Here is a 16,788-nt window from a genome sequence, read left to right on the forward strand (position 1 = left end):
CCGCATGACCTCTCCTTCCGATACCTCCGCGTCGTCGCGCCCCGTCGCCGACACCGTCGAGAACGCCCTGTCGACGCCCGAGAAGGAGCAGCCGTACGGCGCGCTCGGACTCAAGCCCGACGAGTACGCGCAGATCCGCGACATCCTCGGCCGCCGCCCCACCTCGGGCGAGCTGGCGATGTACTCCGTCATGTGGAGCGAACACTGCTCGTACAAGTCGAGCAAGATCTATCTGCGCCAGTTCGGCCAGAAGGTCAGCGAGCAGATGCGCGAGAAGCTCATGGTCGGCATGGGCCAGAACGCAGGCGTCGTCGACATCGGCGAAGGGTGGGCGGTGACCTTCAAGGTCGAGTCGCACAATCACCCGAGCTACATCGAGCCGTTCCAGGGCGCCGCGACCGGCGTCGGCGGAATCGTGCGCGACATCATCTCGATGGGCGCCCGCCCCGTCGCCGTCATGGACCAGCTGCGCTTCGGCGCCATCGACCATCCCGACACCGCCCGCGTCGTGCACGGCGTCACCAGCGGCATCTCCTTCTACGGCAACTGCCTGGGCCTGCCGAACATCGGCGGGGAGACCGTCTTCGACCCGGTGTACCAGGGCAACCCGCTCGTGAACGCCCTCGCGGTGGGCGTGATGCGCCACGAAGACGTGAAGCTCGCCAACGCCACGGGCGCCGGCAACAAGGTCGTCCTCTTCGGCGCCCGCACCGGCGGCGACGGCATCGGCGGGGCATCCATCCTCGCTTCCGACACCTTCGCCGACGGCGGTCCGACCAAGCGCCCCGCCGTGCAGGTCGGCGACCCGTTCGCCGAGAAGGTCCTCATCGAGTGCTGCCTGGAGCTCTACCAGGGCGAACTCGTCGAGGCGATCCAGGACCTCGGCGCCGCCGGCATCTCGTGCGCGACGAGCGAACTCGCTGCCAACGGCGGCTCGGGGATGCGCGTCGACCTCGAGAACGTCCTGCTGCGCGATCCCACGCTCACGCCCGAGGAGATCCTCATGAGCGAGTCGCAGGAGCGCATGATGGCCATCGTCGCGCCGGAGAAGCTCGACGCCTTCCTCGCCGTCGTGGGCAAGTGGGACGTCGAGACCAGTGTGCTGGGCGAGGTGACCGGCGACGGCCGCCTGCAGATCTTCTGGCACGGCGAGCAGATCGTCGACGTCGACCCGTCGACCGTCGCCGTCGACGGCCCGGTGTACGAGCGCCCCGTCGCCTACCCGACCTGGATCGACGCGTTGCGGGAGGAGTCGGCGGCCGCCCTCCCCCGCAGCATCGATCCGGAGGTGCTTCGGGAGCAGTTCCTCGCCCTCGTGGCCAGCCCCAACCTGGCCGACACGTCGTGGATCACCAACCAGTACGACTACTACGTGCTGGGCAACACCGCGCTGTCCTTCCCCGACGACGCGGGCATGATCCGCGTCGACGAGGAGTCGGGCCTGGGCTTCGCCATCGCCACCGACTGCAACGGCCGGTACTGCCAGCTCGACCCCTACCAGGGGGCGAAGCTCGCCCTCGCCGAGGCGTACCGCAACGTCGCCGTCACCGGTGCTGTTCCCGCCGCGGTGACCGACTGCCTGAACTTCGGCTCGCCGGAGAACCCCGAGGTGATGTGGCAGTTCTCGCAAGCCGTCGCCGGCCTCGCCGACGGATGCCTCGAGCTCGGCATCCCGGTCACCGGCGGCAACGTCTCGTTCTACAACCAGACCGGCGATCAGCCCATCTTCCCGACCCCGGTCGTCGGAGTCATGGGCATCATCGACGATGTCGCCCGTCGCATCCCCTCCGGGTGGCAGGATGCCGGCGAGAACATCTACCTGCTGGGGGTCACCTCGACCGAGTTGAGCGGGTCGCAGTGGGCCGGCACCATCCACGGCCATCTCGGCGGACGCCCGCCCGCCGTCGACCTCGCCGCCGAGAAGCAGCTGGGCGACCTCGTCCACGCCGCTTCGCAGCAGGGGCTGGTCTCCAGCGCCCACGATCTGTCGTCGGGCGGCCTCGCCCAGGCGCTGGCCGAGGCGACCCTGCGCTTCGGCGTGGGCGCCCGCGTCTGGCTGCGTGAGATCAGCGAGCGCGACGGGGTGGATGCCGCAACGGCGCTCTTCGCCGAATCGACCGGTCGCGTGATCGTCTCGGTGCCCCGTGAGGAGGACGTGAAGTTCCGCGGGCTGTGCGAGGGTCGCGGCTACCCGGTGCTGCGCATCGGCGTGACCGACCTTCCCGCCGAGGGCGACGCGACCCTCGAGGTGCAGGACGTCTTCACCGTGTCGGTGCGCGACCTGCGTGAACGTTCCACCGCGACCCTTCCCGCCGCCTTCGGCCCCACGATCGCCGAACCGACCGCCTAGGAGCAGCCGATGTCGGAAGACGAAGAGTACGCCGGGTACGGCGAGGCGCGGCAGCGCCGCATGAAGGTCGTCGCGTGGGTGACGATCGTCTCGCTGATCCTCGTGGCCGGCGGGTCGACCATCCTCACCCTCCTGTTCGCCTGATCGCACGGCCCGCGGGCCGAAGCGGGGCTGATTAGGCTGACGGTGTGGACCTCTGGTTCGAGCTGCTCGGCGCATGGTGGTGGGTCGCCCCCACCGCGATCGGCGCGGGCGCGGCCGGTTACGGCGTCGCCACGGCGGGCCGTCGCCGCGCACGCCGGCTCGAACTCGACGCCGCCCGACACGAGATGTCGCGCGCGTACACGGCCCTGATCTCGGCGCGAGCGGACGTGCGCACCGCCCGCGCCGCACTGCAGACGGCGAAGGCGAACCCGAGCGCCCCCGGCGCGGTGAGCATCCCGATCGCGCGGGGCGAGCTCCAGCGCGCGAAGAACGACCACCGCGTGGCGTGGATGACCCTGCGCGCCAAGCGCACCGGTGTCAAAGCGGCGCGCGCCCAGATGCGCGCGGTGTCGGCGACCGCGAAGAACGACGACGCCAAGCTTCCCCTCGCGCGCCTCATGGCCCGGCACGACGTCCTCACCGCCCGCTGGATGCAGTACGAGACCGATGCCGCGCGCGCCCTCGCCATCCCGCAGATGTCGGATGCCCGGCATCCGGTCACCGCGGAGTTCGTGGCCGCCGAGCACCATGCGCGCTCGCTGCGACCGGCGGATCCCCGGGCGAAGACGACGGCCGAAGACTTCGTCGCCTACCGCGACGCGGTGGCCGCGGCCGAGGCGGCCTTCCGCGTCGCCGAGCAGGATGCGTGGCGCACCGCCCGGCGCCAGGGGCCGCCGCCGGTGGAGCCGCCGCGCGACTGACCCGACCGCTCCACGCCGATACGATGGCGGGGTGGAGCCGTTCTTCACCTTTCTCGGGAACTACTGGTGGCTGGTGTTCCCGCTCTTCGGTGTGCTCGCCTCAGCCGGCAGCGCGTGGGAGCGCAGCGCCCGACGACGCCATCGGCGACGCCTGGAGATCATCAAGGCGAAGGGCGAGGTGAAGGCCGCGCAACGCGGTGCGCCCGCGGTCGCCGAGACGCCCACCGCGGCCGAGCCACGGGCGGAGGAGCCCGCCGCGAAGCAGCTGGAGAAGCTCTTCGCGGCCCACGACGATGTCACCCACCGCTGGCTGGAGTACGAGCTCGACGTGTCGAAACTCATCGCGTTCCCCGCGATGAGCGACGGCCGCCAGCCGCTGACCGCCGCCTTCCTGCGTGCCAAGCGGGTCGCCGACAACGCCCGGCCCGACGCGGCGGCGACGAAGGTCACCCGCGAAGCGCTCACCGAGTACCGGGATGCGGTGACCGACTACGAGGTCGCATTCGATCTCGCCGAGCGCGACGCGCGCCGCATCAAGGACTCGACCTTCACGTCGGGCGAACGCAAACGGCTCGACACCGCGCAGCAGCTGTTGTCCGTCGCCGTCGACCAGGCGGCGACGCCGGCCGAGCGCCAGATCGCGTACAAGCGCGTCCGCGAGGAGCTCGATGGGCTCATCTCGCTGTCGGACGACGCCGTCGATCGGCTCGAGAAGAAGGTCGCCCTGGAGATCACGCCGGGCACGCCTCCGCCGCCCCACCCGCCCGCCTCCTGACGAAGCGGGGCGCCCGGCCGCAGCCGGACGCCCCGCGGGTTCCTCACAGGAGGAAGGCGATCAGGAGGTCAGGGAGTCGACCCACTCCTGGTTTCCGGCGATCCACTCTTCGACGACGGGACCGTAGTCGTCACCGTCGTACTCGTTGAACATGGCGTTCTCGAGCGAGTAGAGCTTCTCGCTGTCCATCTCGAAGTTCGAGATCCACTCGTGGACCTCGGGGAAGTCGTCCGAGAACGACGTTGCGGCGACCGAGTGGATGCCCTCGGCCTCGCCGAGCAGGCCCTCGGGGTCTTCGAGGTCCTTGATCGGGAAGGCGTCGTAGGCCCAGTGCGGACGCCACAGGGTGACGACGATGTTCTCGCCGGCATCGGTGGCCGAACGCAGCTCGGCGAGCATGGCCGGGGTCGAGGACTCGATGAGCGTCATCCCGTCGAGGCCGTAACCCGGGACGACGTCGTCGCCCGTGATGCGCATGAGTCCCGAACCGGGCTCGATGCCGACGATCTCGTTGTTGAACGCGTCGGCGTTGTCGGCGAGCTCGCTGAGCGAGTCGATCGGAGCGTCCTCGTTCACCGCGATGGTGAGTGCGGCGTCGTTGTTCCACGCGCCGAGGTCGTCGAGGTCGTTGCCGTACTCCTCCATGTAGTCGGAGTGCGTGATCGGCAGCCACGTGTCGAGCACGAGGTCGAAGTCGCCACCGGCGAGACCGGCGTAGACCGGGGCCACGTCGGCGTAGGTGAGCTCGACGTCGTAGCCCTGCTCGGTGAGGATGGCCTCCCACAGGTACGACGCGGCGATGCCCTCGTCCCACCCGTTGAAGACGGCCAGCTCGATGGCGCGGTCCGCGCCCGAGGTGTCGCCGCCCGCGTCGGAGCCGCTGTCACCCGAGTCCGAGCTGCAGCCCGCGAGCACGAGGGCCGAGGCGCCGGCAAGGGCGATTCCGGTTGCGAGGTGCTTTCTCTTGGTCATCATGTTGACTCCCTCTCCATCCGCGTGCTGTGCGCGGACTGGTCGTGTTGTCAGGCGTCCGAGTCTCGGACGCCTCCGGCGGGCGATGCACCCGCCTGGTCTGTGTCAGGCCTGCGCCCCGGCCGGCTGCGCCGACGCGGTGGAGGCCTGAGTGTCCTTCGGGGATGCCTTGCGTCGCTTCGCACGGGCACCGCCCTTGTCGGCCAGGGCCGAGGTCATGCGGTCGAGCATGATCGCGAGGATCACGATCGACAAGCCGGCTTCCGCGCCGAGGCCGACGTTGATGCGGCCGATGGCGCGGACGATCTCCTGCCCGAGTCCGGGGGCGCCGACGATGCCGGCGATGACGACCATCGACAGGCTGAGCATGATGACCTGGTTGATACCGGCCATGATGCTCGGCAGGGCCAGCGGCAGCTGGATCTGCCGCAGGATGCGGCCGCGGGTCGCACCGAACGCCTGACCGGCTTCGACGACCTCGGAGTCGACGCCGCGGATGCCGAGTTCGGTCAGGCGCACGCCCGGAGCGAGGGCGAAGAGAATCGTCGCGATGATGCCGGGCACCACACCCACGCCGAAGAAGATGATGGCGGGGATCAGGTAGACGAACGCCGGCATGGTCTGCAGGAAGTCCAGCACCGGTCGGACGATGCGCGAGACCGTGGCGTTCCGTGCCGCCCAGATGCCGACGGGAATGCTGATCGCGATCGCGATCGCTGACGCGACCAGGACGAGCGCGAGCGTGTCCATCGCGCTCTCCCACTGGTCCACGAGGACGATGAACAACAAGCCGGCGACCGTTCCGACGGCCAGCTTCCACCCCTTGATCCACCAGGCGAGCGCGCCCAGCAACAGGATGATCACCCAGAAGGGCGGGGTGGTGAGCACCCAGTCGAGGCCGTCGTAGACCACGGCGAGCACGTTGGCGATGGCGTCGAAGAGCCATCCGAACACGTCGCCGATGAAGTCGAGGATCGCTTCGATCCACTCGCCGAAGGGAAGTCGGAGGTTTTCCATCACACGCCTCCTTCCGTCGGGGCCGCGGCCGCCGGGGCGGCGTCCTCCACCGTGGCGAGCGTCTTGTCGAGCTCACCGGCGGGCACCGACACGGGCACGTCGATGATCGGGTTCTCCCGGGTCACGGCGGGCACGTTGCCCAGTGCCGCGAGAAGGGTCACGCGCGGGATGACGCCCATGAGGCGGTTCTTGTCGTCGACGACGGCGATCGGCGCCGGGCTCTCGACCGAGCGCTCCACAATCTCGGCCAGCGGCTCGTCGGGGTGCACGACCGGCTGGTCCTGACGGAGGATGCCGCGCAGGTCGGTGTTGCCGTTCTTGACGGCGCGGATGACGTCGCGGTCGGTGACCGATCCGATGAACTTGCTGCGGCTCTCCACGACCGACACGGCGCCGACCTGCAGGTCGCGCATGATGCGCAACGCGCCGCGGGCTCCGGCGTGCAACGGCGTGACGGCGACCGGCGGCTCCATGACCGACGAGGCGGTGAGCACGCGCGTACGGTCCACGTCCTGCACGAACTGCGCGACGTAGTCGTTGGCGGGATCGGTGAGGATCTCCTCGGGGGTGCCGTTCTGCACGATGCGACCGTCGCGCATGACCGCGATGCGGTCGCCGAGGAACATGGCCTCGTTGAGGTCGTGGGTGATGAAGACGATGGTGCGGCCGAGCTCCTGCTGCAGCTCGATGAGCTGCTCCTGCATCTCGCGTCGGATGAGCGGGTCGAGCGCCGAGAAGGCCTCGTCCATGAGCATGATGTCGGTGCCGGCGGTCAACGCACGGGCCAGGCCCACGCGCTGCTTCATGCCGCCGGACAGTTCATCGGGCATGGCTTCCGCGCGGTCGCCGAGGCCCACCTTCTCGAGGATCTCCTGCGCCTTCGCGCGCCGCTCGTCGCGACCGACGCCCTGGATCTCCAACGCGTAGGCGGCGTTGTCGATGACGGTGCGGTGCGGCAGCAGGGCGAAGTGCTGGAAGACCATCGAGATCGAGGAGCGGCGAATGCGGCGCAGCTCGGCGTCGGATGCCTTCGTGACGCTCTGGCCCTGAACGAGGACGTCTCCGGCGGTGGGCTCGAGGAGGCCGTTGAGCATGCGGATGATCGTCGACTTGCCCGAGCCGGAGAGTCCCATGATCACGAAGATCTCGCCGGGCTTGACGTCGAAGCTGGCGTCGATGACCGCGGCGGTGGCGCCCTGTGCGGCGACCTCCGAGCGGGTCGCACCCTTCTTCAGCTTGTCGACTGCTCCGCGCGTGTTGCGCCCGAAGACTTTGAAGAGGCCTTTCGCCTCGATGGCCAGGTCGGATGTCACGTTTGCACCTCAGCGACCCGCCCAAGATCGCGCCTGGTCGGGTCGGCTTTCGGTCACGTCCGGGTGACGGTCATCGGCGCATGGCGCAGCAACTGGAGCGCCTGCGCAACCGGCGACTCACATCGGGTTCGTCGCCAAGACCGTCGACCATACGCTCCGCGCGGGGATTCCCCAGGAATCAACCCACACTGACCGCGGACTGGTCGTCATCAGGGCTCTCGGCCCGAATCAACCCTAACCCCGACGGGCGGGCCGGGGCAAAAACGAACGACGGACGGTAACCCCATCGTTATTGACAATTCACCACCTCATGTTGCATGGTTAGTTAGTCAAGTAATGAACCAAGGGAGCACATGGTGATCGACGAGGGCAGAGCACTGTTCCTGCAGATCGCGGAGAGCGTCGAGGACTCCATCGTCGACGGCAGCCTTCCCGAAGAGGGCAAGGCACCTTCGACCAACGAGCTCGCCGCGTTCTACCGCATCAACCCGGCCACCGCCGCGAAAGGAGTGAACATGCTCGTCGACAAAGGGGTGCTCTACAAGCGCCGCGGGATCGGGATGTTCGTCGCCACCGGGGCCCGCGAACAGCTCCTCGGGGAGCGTCGCACCGCCTTCGCCGACCGCTTCGTCGAGCCACTGCTCGTCGAGGCCCGCAAGCTCGGCCTCGGTCCGGACGACCTCAGCCGTCTCGTCCGGGAGCGCGCCGCCGCATCCGACATCGAAACCGCATCCGACCACACCGAAACAGGGGGAACCGCACAATGACCGCCGTGATCGAGGTGAAAGACCTCACCAAGCGCTACCGCGAGACCGTCGCGGTCGACGAGGTCGGCTTCACGATCGAAGAGAACACCATCTACGGGCTGCTCGGCCGCAACGGCGCCGGCAAGACCACGGTGATGTCCATCCTCACCGCTCAGAACTTCGCCACCTCGGGCAAGGTGAGCGTCTTCGGTGAGAACCCGTACGAGAACGCCAGCGTGCTTCAGCGCATGTGCTTCGTGCGGGAGAGCCAGAAGTACCCGGACGACGCCACTGCACGGCACGCCTTCCGCTCGGCTCGACTGTTCTTCCCGAACTGGAGCCAGGAACTCGCGGACGAGCTGATCGACGCGTTCCAGCTTCCGGTCAAGCAACGCATCAAAAAGCTCTCTCGCGGTCAGCTCTCGGCCGTCGGTGTGATCATCGGACTCGCGTCGCGTGCCGAGATCACCTTCTTCGACGAGCCCTACCTCGGTCTGGATGCCGTGGCCCGGCAGATCTTCTACGACCGGCTCCTCGAGGACTACACCGAGCATCCGCGCACGATCGTGCTCTCGAGCCACCTGATCGATGAGGTCTCGAACCTCATCGAGCGCGTGCTGGTGATCGACCGGGGCCGCATCCTCATGGACGAGAGCACCGACGAGGTGCGCGGCCGCGCCGCGAACATCGTCGGTGACACCGCCGCCGTCGAAGCCTTCGTCGCCGGGCGCGAGGTGCTCCACCGCGAGAGCCTCGGCCGCGTCTCGAGCGTGACCGTCCTCGGCGCCCTCACCGACGCCGACCATCGGGCCCTGGCCGCGGCAGGCCTCGAAGTCACTCCCGTCTCGCTCCAGCAACTCATCGTGCGTCTGACGCAGCACGCGTCGGACGCCTCGACCTCGGAGGTGTCGCGATGAACCGCACGCTCAACGTCATCCGCCTGCAGTTGGTCAACCGCCAGACCTACGTGTGGGTCCCCCTGATCGTGCTGACCGGCTCGTTCGTCATCACGCTCGCGATCTACGCGCTCCTCAGCAGCTCGGGGCTTCCCGGCCCGTTCTACGGCGGTGGCGCGCAGGCGCCGCTGTGGTACTTCCTGTTCGTCGGCATCCAGGCGCTCACGATGACCTTCCCGTTCTCGCAGGCGCTGAGCATCACGCGTCGGGAGTTCTATCTCGGCACCCTCTCCACCGCGAGCCTCACCGCGATCCTGCTGGCCACCGTCTTCGTCCTCGGCGGCTTCCTGGAGTCCGCGACCGGCGGCTGGGGCATGAACGGATACTTCTTCCAGCTGCCCTGGATCTGGGAGACCGGCTGGTGGGCGGCGTGGCTGTTCTACTTCGCCTTCACCGTGCTCATCTTCACGATCGGCTTCGCCTCGGCCACCCTCTACAAGCGATTCGGTGGCACGTGGGTCGCCCTGGCCTACATCGCCCTGGCTCTGCTGCTGGTGGGCGGGATGTGGCTGGTGGGTCGCCTGAACGCGTGGGCAGAGGTCTTCGCCTGGTTCGCCACTCAGGGCGCTGTCGGCCTCACCCTGTGGGGGCTGCTGCTCACCGCCCTGCTGGCCGCCGGGTCGTTCCTGACGCTCCGGCGCGCGACGCCCTGATCCGCCTCTGCTTTTCAGCCCGTCCCTCTGCGTCGACTCCGGTCAGCGCAGGGGGACGGCGACGTCCGATCCGCCTTCTTCCGTGATGCGGGCACCCATCTGCACGAGTACCGGCGAGTCGACGAAGCCGCCCGCGAACAGCGCCTGCCCCTGTGTGAAGGAGGAGGATCGCTCGAGCATCGACGCCGGCGCGTAGCCGAAGACGTCGCCGAGCTCGGCGAGGTCCTTCGGCGAGCTCATCCGCATGAGGGCCAGGTTGTCGCACTGCGACAGCGCGTTGATATGCACCTTCGAGGGACGCTGGGTCGACAGCAGCAGCCACAGACCGTACTTGCGGCCTTCCGCGGCGATCTGCACGATGCGCTCGGTCAGAAGCCGTTCCACCGGTGTGGCGGGGTCGGGCCGGCAGAGGTTGTGGGCCTCATCGATCACGATCAGACGCCCGATGCGCTCCTCTCGACGTGCCCACAGATGGTCCAGCACGGCCAGGGCCGCCGCCCGCGACTCGGCGGGTGTCGGGAATCCCCCGAGGTCGAGCACGGTCGCATCGGCTGTCTCGTCGAGATGGTCTCCCACGTTCCGGCCGCCCCACGCCCAGAGATCCCACTCGGTGATGCCGAGGTTCTCGAGGCGGTTGGCGAGCTTGTCGTGCACGACCGATCCCTTGCCGCGGAGGAACGCGACGAGGTCGCGGTCGTCGATCGTGTGCACCTCGTCCTCGAGGCGGAGCAGCTGGTTGTACTCCTCGGCGTCGAGGATGGGGTCGATCTGCGCGACGGCCGCCTTGGACTTCAGCGGCAGTTCGGTGAACTGCACCTTCAGATCGTGGTCCCCCTTCTTGCCGAGCACGCGGACATCGCGCGAGCGGAGCGCTTCGGCGGATGCGGAGTGGGCCCCCGCGCGCATCTCGCCCAGCCGGACGAAGTCGGAGTTCGGATCCAGGATCACCAGCGGCAGCTCGGTCTCAAGCATCACCTGCTCGAGGAGCACCCCGAGGGCGTAGGTCTTCCCCGACCCGCTCTGGCCGCACCAGAAGGTGTGCCGATTGAGCTTCCGCGCGAGGACGTGTGCGGGAGCGCGGTCGACGGATTCGAGCAGGGTCCCGATGGGGAGTTCGGCGGCCATCGACGGCTCAGCGGGCGTCTGCCGCTGCGGTGTGGTGACGGATGACCTCGGCCACGACGAAGTTGAACCACTTCTCGGCGAACGCGGGGTCGAGGTCGGCCTCCTCGGCCAGTCGGCGCAGCCGTGCCACCTGCTGTTCCTCGCGGTTCGGGTCGGATGCCGGCATGCCGTGGTCGGCCTTGAGTTCGCCGACCTGCTTGGTGGCGCGGAATCGCTCGGCCAGCACGAAGATGAGCGCCGCGTCGATGTTGTCGATCGTGGCGCGCAACCGCAGCAACGTCTGCTCGGGCGTCTCGGTCATGTCGTCCTCCTCGGCGCGGGAGCTCACCAATAGAGTGTGAGCATGACCGAGGTTACCGACTCGCCCGACGGCCCCGCGACGCCCCCGGCCGCTTCCACCCCGCAGAACGACACGGCGCGCTGGTTCGGCATGCGCAACCCCTTCGCCTTCGGCTTCTTCGCCGTCCTCGGCGGGCTGGTCGCGGTGACCCTGGGCCTGGCGGTGACCAACATCGTCACGGTCATCATCTACATCGCCTTCGCCCTGTTCGTGGCGCTCGGGCTCGACCCGATCGTGCGCGCGCTGGAGCGCAAGAACGTCACGCGGGTGTGGAGCATCGTCATCGTCTACTTCGGGTTCGCGATCGTGCTTGCGGGCGTGCTCCTGCTGGTGCTTCCGACGGTGGTCGAACAGATCGCCCAGTTCATCAAAGATCTGCCGACGCTCATCAGCGATTTCATGAAGAGCGACGTCTTCGTCTGGGCCGAGAGCAACTTCGGCGATTCACTCGGCGACATGCTCACGGAAGCCCAGAAGTTCGTGACGAACCCGAGCAACATCGCCGCGATCGGCGGCGGCGTGCTCCAGGCGGGCATCTCGATCGCCACCGCGATCTCGGGGGGCGTCATCGTCCTCGTCCTGAGCCTGTACTTCCTGGCGTCCCTGCCGATGATGAAGCAGGCCTTCTACCGTCTGGCTCCGGCGCGCAATCGCCCCGGCATCGCCGACCTCACCGAACAGATCACCGAGTCGGTGGGCGGCTACCTGATGGGGATGGTCATCCTGGCGTTCTTCAACTCGATGTTTACGCTCATCATGTACATCGTCCTCGGGCTGCCGTTCCCGGCGCTGCTGGCGGTGACCGCGTTCTGCATCACGATCATCCCGCTGGTCGGTCCGGTGCTGTTCTGGATCATCGGCTCCACCGTCGCGCTGTTCGCGGATCCGCTGCTCGCGTTGATCTTCGCGGCCGCCTACCTCGTCTACATGCAGATCGAGGCATACGTGCTCACCCCGCGCGTCATGAATCGTACGATCTCGATCCCGGGCTCACTCGTCGTCATCGGCGCCCTCGTGGGCGGCACGCTGCTCGGCCTCCTCGGCGCGCTGGTGGCGATCCCCGTCACCGCCTCGATCCTGCTGATCATCAAGCAGGTGCTGATCCCTCGTCAGGACGCGAAGGTCTGATCGACGCCGGGGGCTATCATCGTGCTCCGCTTCCGGGCAGGATCGAGGCGGAAGGAGCACCATGACCCACCTCGAACCCGCCCCCGCCGTCATCGCCGCCCACGAGCGACTCCGACGGAGCCTGCCCTTCGACGACACGCGGGATCTCGAGCTCGCCGATCGCGGATTCCTCGGCACCGTCGACCCTCTGCTCATCACCGACGAATCCGGTGACGTCGTCTGGGACGGTGCGAGCTACGACTTCCTCGCCGGTGACGCGCCGACCTCGGTCAACCCGAGCCTGTGGCGCCAATCGACCCTTGTCGCCAAGCACGGCCTCTACGAGGTCGTCGAGGGCATCTACCAGGTGCGCGGGTTCGACCTGTCGAACATCTCGTTCGTCGAGAGCGACACCGGCGTCATCGTCATCGACCCGCTGATCTCACCCGAGACCGCCGCCGCCGCACTCGCCCTCTACCGGCGACACCGCGGTGACCGCCGGGTCGTCGCCGTGATCATCACGCACAGCCACATCGACCACTTCGGCGGGATCCTCGGCGTCACCACGCAGGAGGCCGTCGATGCGGGCGAGTGCGCCGTCATCGCGCCCGAGGGGTTCCTCGAGCATTCCGTCGCCGAGAACGTCTACGCCGGTGTCGCCATGGGACGTCGCGCCGGATACATGTACGGGGCCGCCCTGGCCCGCGGCGTGTACGGGCAGGTCGGCGCCGGTCTGGGCCAGACGACCTCGACGGGCTCGCCCGGCATCCTGCCCCCGACCCTCGAGATCTCGACCACGGGCGAGACCCACATCATCGACGGGGTCGAGATCGACTTTCAGATGGCACCGGGCACCGAGGCGCCGGCCGAGATGCACTTCTCCTTCCCCGGGTTCCGCGCCCTGTGCATGGCCGAGAACGCCACGCACACGCAGCACAACCTGCTGACCCTGCGAGGAGCCCTGGTTCGGGATCCCCACGTGTGGTCGCAGTACCTCACCGAGGCGATCGAGCGGTACGCCGAGACGACCGACGTCGTCTTCGCCTCGCACCACTGGCCGACGTGGGGCCGCGAAGAGATCGTCGACTACCTCTCGACCCAGCGCGACCTGTACGCCTACCTCCACGACCAGACGCTGCGAATGCTCAACGCCGGACTGACCGGCGCGGAGATCGCCGAGACGATCCAGCTTCCCCCGTCCCTCGAGAACGCGTGGAACGCCCGCGGCTACTACGGCTCGGTCAGCCACAACGTCAAGGCCGTCTATCAGCGCTACATGGGCTGGTTCGACGGCAACCCGGCCCACCTGTGGCCGCATCCCCCCGCCGAGGAGGCCACGCGCTACGTCGCCGCGATGGGTGGCCTCGACCGAGTCGTCGAGCTGGCTCGTACCGCGTACGACGAGGGCGATTTCCGGTGGGCCGCGACGCTCCTCTCGCACGTCGTCTTCGCCGAGCCCGGCCACGAGGCCGGTCGCGCCCTGTACGCCGACACCCTCACCCAGCTCGGGTACGGGGCCGAGAACGGCACCTGGCGCAACTTCTTCCTGTCGGGGGCGACCGAGCTGCGCGACGGGACGTTCGGTACACCGACGCGCACCGACGCCCCGCTGATCGTCGCGCAGCTCACTCCGGAACAGCTCCTGGACGCCTTCGCGGTGAAGGTCGACGGCCCGAAGGCATGGGACCTCGACCTCGTCACCGACGTGACCTTCACCGACCTCGGCCGCAGCTTCCGGGTGACGCTGCGCAACGGCGTGCTGATCTACGTCGAGAAGGAACCCGCCGCCGACGCCGCCCTGCACCTTTCGCTGACCAAGGCGCGCATGATCGCCCTCGCTGCCGGCGATGCGACCTCGCCCGGGCTGCGGCTCCACGGGGACGCCGGCGTGCTGGAGTCGTTGTTCTCGGTGCTCGACCCGGGCGACCCCGACTTCGACATCGTGCTGCCGTAAGCGGGGGCGCCCCGCCCCGTCGCCCGTTCGCCGATTCGCCTGTCACCGGATGTCGCATCCGCGGCCCAGAGCGACAGACCGCGCCAACCGAACCTGCGCGCGGGGCGTCAGCGGACGGGGAGCAGGTGGGTCGGGGAGGGGACCGTCGTGCGGTGCCGCACCCGCCCGGGCACCCCGGTGCGCGGGTCGAGCGTCGAGGCGGCGACCTCGTGCGAGCGCTCGCCCGCCACCAGCAACGTGTCGCGCGCCACCATGTGGTGGCGCGGCCATGCCACCCCCGTCTCCACCAGAGCGGTGGGCTCGAGCACGTCACCCCCGCCGCGCACGCGCAGGACCGCCATGGTGTCGCTGCCGCGCAGGCCGGCGTAGACGAACGACCCATCGCGGCCGAGGGCGATCTCGGCCCCGGTGTCACCCGGCAGCGCCCCGAGCGGTACGCCCCCGAGGATGCGCCACGATCCGGTCGCACCCGGGGCGAGCACGAACACCTCGCCCGAGAACTCCGTCACGACGTAGAGGTGCCCGCTCGGGTGCCACGCGGTGTGACGCGGACCGCAACCGCGGGGAAGCGCCACCTGTTGGTGTGCGCGCAGCCGCCCCTCGACCGGCCGCCAGATCCGCACCAGGTCGAGTCCGAGATCGGTGGTCACCACTGTGCCATCCGGGAGATACCGGGCCTCATGGGCACGCGAGGGGCGTGCATCGGGTTCTTCGCCGGCCTCCTCGGCCGTTGCACCGAGCACCTGCGCGCGGATCGCGTCGAGGTCCGGCTCGGCGTCGTACGGGTCGGATGCGGCGGGTGCGCGACGAGGGTCGAACGGACGTCCGTCGGCGTCGAGCGTCATCCGCACCACGCCACCGTCGCCCCAGCATGAGGCGAGCAGGCTCCCCCCGTCGGGAGCGACCGCGACGTGGCACGTCGCCGCCCCCGCCGGCACCGGCCCGCCGAGCGCGACGAGAGTCGACTCGCCCGTCCGCCGAAAGGCCTGCACCGCGCCGGCCTTCTCGAGCGCGGCGTAGATCACGTCCCGCGTCGGATGCGCGGCCAGCCACGACGGCGAGTCGGTGCTGACCACCTCGCCACCGAAGCCGAGGGGTCCGTCCACGAAGGCGGTGTCGGCGGAGCCGGCGTGCAGCATCCCGATACCTGTCGCCTCACCGCCCATGTCTGCGGTGTATCCGCCGGTGAACAAGCGCATGCGCGTCGAACGGGTCTCAGATGAGGTCGTGACGCACGACGACCGCGTCGCGGGCGGGACCGACGCCGATGACCGAGATGCGCGTACCGCTCATCTCCTCCAGCGCGAGCACGTAGTCCTGCGCATTCTGCGGAAGGTCCTCGAAGCGGCGCGCACCCGAGATGTCTTCCTTCCAGCCGGGGAAGTACTCCAGGATCGGCTTGGCGTGGTGGAAGTCGGTCTGGTTGACGGGCACCTCGTCGAACCGTTCACCGTCGACGTCATACGCGACGCAGACCGGGATGCGATCGAGGCCGGTGAGGATGTCGAGCTTGGTCAGCACCAGATCGGTGATGCCGTTGATGCGCGTGGCGTAACGGGTGATGGGCGCGTCGTACCAGCCCACGCGACGCGGGCGTCCGGTGGTCGTGCCGAATTCGAAACCGCGCGAACGGAGGAAGTCGCCGTTCTCATCGAACAGCTCGGTCGGGAACGGTCCCGACCCGACCCGGGTCGTGTACGCCTTCACGATGCCGACGATGCGGTCCAGGCGCCCCGGTCCCACGCCCGAGCCGGTCGCAGCGCCACCGGCGGTCGCCGACGATGAGGTCACGAACGGGTACGTGCCGTGGTCCACGTCGAGCATCGTGGCCTGACCGCCCTCGAAGACGACGACCTCGTCGCGCTTGAGGGCCTCATCGAGCAGGAGTCCGGTGTCGGCCACCATCGGGCGCAGACGCTCCGCGTACGACAGCAATTCCTCGACGACCTCGTCGCACGTGATGGCGCGACGGTTGAAGACCTTCACCAGCAGGTGGTTCTTCTGATCGAGGGCGCCCTCGACCTTCTGGCGCAGGATGTTCTCGTCGAACAGATCCTGCACACGGATGCCGACGCGGTTGATCTTGTCGGCGTAGGCCGGTCCGATCCCCCGCCCGGTGGTGCCGATCTGGCGCTTGCCGAGGAAGCGCTCGGTGACCTTGTCGAGAGTGCGGTGGTAGTGCGTGATGATGTGCGCGTTGGCACTGACCTTCAGGCGCGACGTGTCCAGCCCTCGGGCCTGGAGGGCGGTGAGCTCATCGAACAGCACCTCGAGGTCCACCACGACGCCGTTGCCGATCACGGCGTTAACGCCGGGCGAGAGGATGCCCGAGGGCAGCAGGTGCAGGGCGTACTTCTCGTCTCCGATGACGACGGTGTGGCCGGCGTTGTTGCCGCCGTTGAACTTGACGACCCAGTCGGTGCGGTCACCGAGCAGATCGGTGGCCTTGCCTTTGCCCTCGTCGCCCCACTGGACGCCGACGATCACGATGCCTGGCATGGGAGAGCCCCCTCGAATGGCGGTCCGACGCCGCACGACGCCGGCTGGACGCGCACCCCCGGTGCCGACCGTCCCG

Annotated in this window: 16 protein-coding genes; 9 read left to right on the forward strand and 7 right to left on the reverse strand. The window is 68.7% G+C overall.

Going from position 1 to position 16,788, the window contains the following annotated elements; translation table 11 throughout:
- Window positions 1-4: 4 nt before the first annotated feature.
- From purL to RZO50_RS03895, 4 genes are read left to right on the forward strand one after another with little or no spacing between them, the layout of a single operon-like run.
- On the forward strand, window positions 5-2,350 hold the full coding sequence (purL, locus tag RZO50_RS03880) for a phosphoribosylformylglycinamidine synthase subunit PurL (protein WP_322598370.1): 2,346 nt from the start codon (window positions 5-7) through the stop codon (window positions 2,348-2,350).
- A gap of 9 nt (window positions 2,351-2,359) precedes the next feature.
- Window positions 2,360-2,494, forward strand: a complete 135-nt coding sequence (locus RZO50_RS03885; RefSeq protein WP_277816624.1) for a hypothetical protein — start codon at window positions 2,360-2,362, stop codon at window positions 2,492-2,494.
- A 44-nt stretch (window positions 2,495-2,538) separates the two neighbouring features.
- A complete protein-coding gene (locus RZO50_RS03890) occupies window positions 2,539-3,255 on the forward strand; it encodes a hypothetical protein (protein ID WP_322598371.1) in 717 nt (238 codons plus the stop codon).
- Between the two features lie 31 nt (window positions 3,256-3,286).
- A complete protein-coding gene (locus RZO50_RS03895; protein ID WP_322598372.1) occupies window positions 3,287-4,030 on the forward strand; it encodes a hypothetical protein in 744 nt (247 codons plus the stop codon).
- Window positions 4,031-4,090: 60 nt separating this feature from the next.
- Here the strand turns inward: RZO50_RS03895 and RZO50_RS03900 are convergent, their stop codons facing one another.
- From RZO50_RS03900 to RZO50_RS03910, 3 genes are all read right to left on the reverse strand, one after another.
- Window positions 4,091-5,005: a glycine betaine ABC transporter substrate-binding protein gene (locus RZO50_RS03900; RefSeq protein WP_322598373.1), complete on the reverse strand. Its 915-nt coding sequence runs from the start codon at window positions 5,003-5,005 to the stop codon at window positions 4,091-4,093.
- A 102-nt stretch (window positions 5,006-5,107) separates the two neighbouring features.
- Window positions 5,108-6,019 carry an ABC transporter permease gene (locus RZO50_RS03905; protein WP_322598374.1) on the reverse strand — a complete coding sequence of 304 codons (912 nt, stop codon included), beginning with the start codon at window positions 6,017-6,019 and terminating at the stop codon, window positions 5,108-5,110.
- Window positions 6,019-7,332, reverse strand: coding sequence for a quaternary amine ABC transporter ATP-binding protein (locus tag RZO50_RS03910; RefSeq protein ID WP_322598375.1), 1,314 nt, complete (start codon window positions 7,330-7,332; stop codon window positions 6,019-6,021). Before RZO50_RS03910 ends, RZO50_RS03905 begins: the two co-directional genes overlap by 1 nt.
- 356 nt (window positions 7,333-7,688) lie before the next feature.
- On the opposite strand from RZO50_RS03910, the gene RZO50_RS03915 reads away from it, so the two are divergent.
- From RZO50_RS03915 to RZO50_RS03925, 3 genes are read left to right on the forward strand one after another with little or no spacing between them, the layout of a single operon-like run.
- On the forward strand, window positions 7,689-8,099 hold the full coding sequence (locus RZO50_RS03915; RefSeq protein ID WP_322598744.1) for a GntR family transcriptional regulator: 411 nt from the start codon (window positions 7,689-7,691) through the stop codon (window positions 8,097-8,099).
- The gene (locus RZO50_RS03920) at window positions 8,096-8,995 is read left to right on the forward strand and encodes an ABC transporter ATP-binding protein (RefSeq protein ID WP_322598376.1); all 900 of its coding nucleotides are present in this window, start codon (window positions 8,096-8,098) and stop codon (window positions 8,993-8,995) included. Before RZO50_RS03915 ends, RZO50_RS03920 begins: the two co-directional genes overlap by 4 nt.
- Entirely contained in the window at window positions 8,992-9,687 is a 696-nt protein-coding gene (locus RZO50_RS03925; protein ID WP_322598377.1) for a hypothetical protein, read from the forward strand. Before RZO50_RS03920 ends, RZO50_RS03925 begins: the two co-directional genes overlap by 4 nt.
- A 42-nt stretch (window positions 9,688-9,729) precedes the next feature.
- Here RZO50_RS03925 and RZO50_RS03930 read toward each other — a convergent pair whose 3' ends face one another.
- Together RZO50_RS03930 and RZO50_RS03935 are read right to left on the reverse strand one after the other, a co-directional pair.
- Entirely contained in the window at window positions 9,730-10,812 is a 1,083-nt protein-coding gene (locus tag RZO50_RS03930; protein ID WP_322598378.1) for an ATP-binding protein, read from the reverse strand.
- A 7-nt stretch (window positions 10,813-10,819) separates the two neighbouring features.
- Entirely contained in the window at window positions 10,820-11,113 is a 294-nt protein-coding gene (locus RZO50_RS03935; RefSeq protein ID WP_322598379.1) for a chorismate mutase, read from the reverse strand.
- A gap of 42 nt (window positions 11,114-11,155) precedes the next feature.
- On the opposite strand from RZO50_RS03935, the gene RZO50_RS03940 reads away from it, so the two are divergent.
- Together RZO50_RS03940 and RZO50_RS03945 are read left to right on the forward strand one after the other, a co-directional pair.
- Window positions 11,156-12,280 carry an AI-2E family transporter gene (locus RZO50_RS03940; RefSeq protein ID WP_416211536.1) on the forward strand — a complete coding sequence of 375 codons (1,125 nt, stop codon included), beginning with the start codon at window positions 11,156-11,158 and terminating at the stop codon, window positions 12,278-12,280.
- Window positions 12,281-12,341: 61 nt separating this feature from the next.
- Complete coding sequence (locus RZO50_RS03945; protein WP_322598380.1) at window positions 12,342-14,213, forward strand: alkyl/aryl-sulfatase; 1,872 nt, start codon at window positions 12,342-12,344, stop codon at window positions 14,211-14,213.
- 107 nt (window positions 14,214-14,320) lie between these two features.
- Here RZO50_RS03945 and RZO50_RS03950 read toward each other — a convergent pair whose 3' ends face one another.
- Window positions 14,321-15,412, reverse strand: a complete 1,092-nt coding sequence (locus RZO50_RS03950; protein ID WP_322598381.1) for a lactonase family protein — start codon at window positions 15,410-15,412, stop codon at window positions 14,321-14,323.
- 16 nt (window positions 15,413-15,428) lie between these two features.
- Complete coding sequence (locus RZO50_RS03955) at window positions 15,429-16,712, reverse strand: adenylosuccinate synthase (protein WP_322598382.1); 1,284 nt, start codon at window positions 16,710-16,712, stop codon at window positions 15,429-15,431.
- Window positions 16,713-16,788 lie beyond the last annotated feature (76 nt).

Origin of the sequence: Microbacterium xanthum (assembly GCF_034531355.1) — a bacterium.
Classification (GTDB): Bacteria; Actinomycetota; Actinomycetes; order Actinomycetales; family Microbacteriaceae; genus Microbacterium; species Microbacterium xanthum.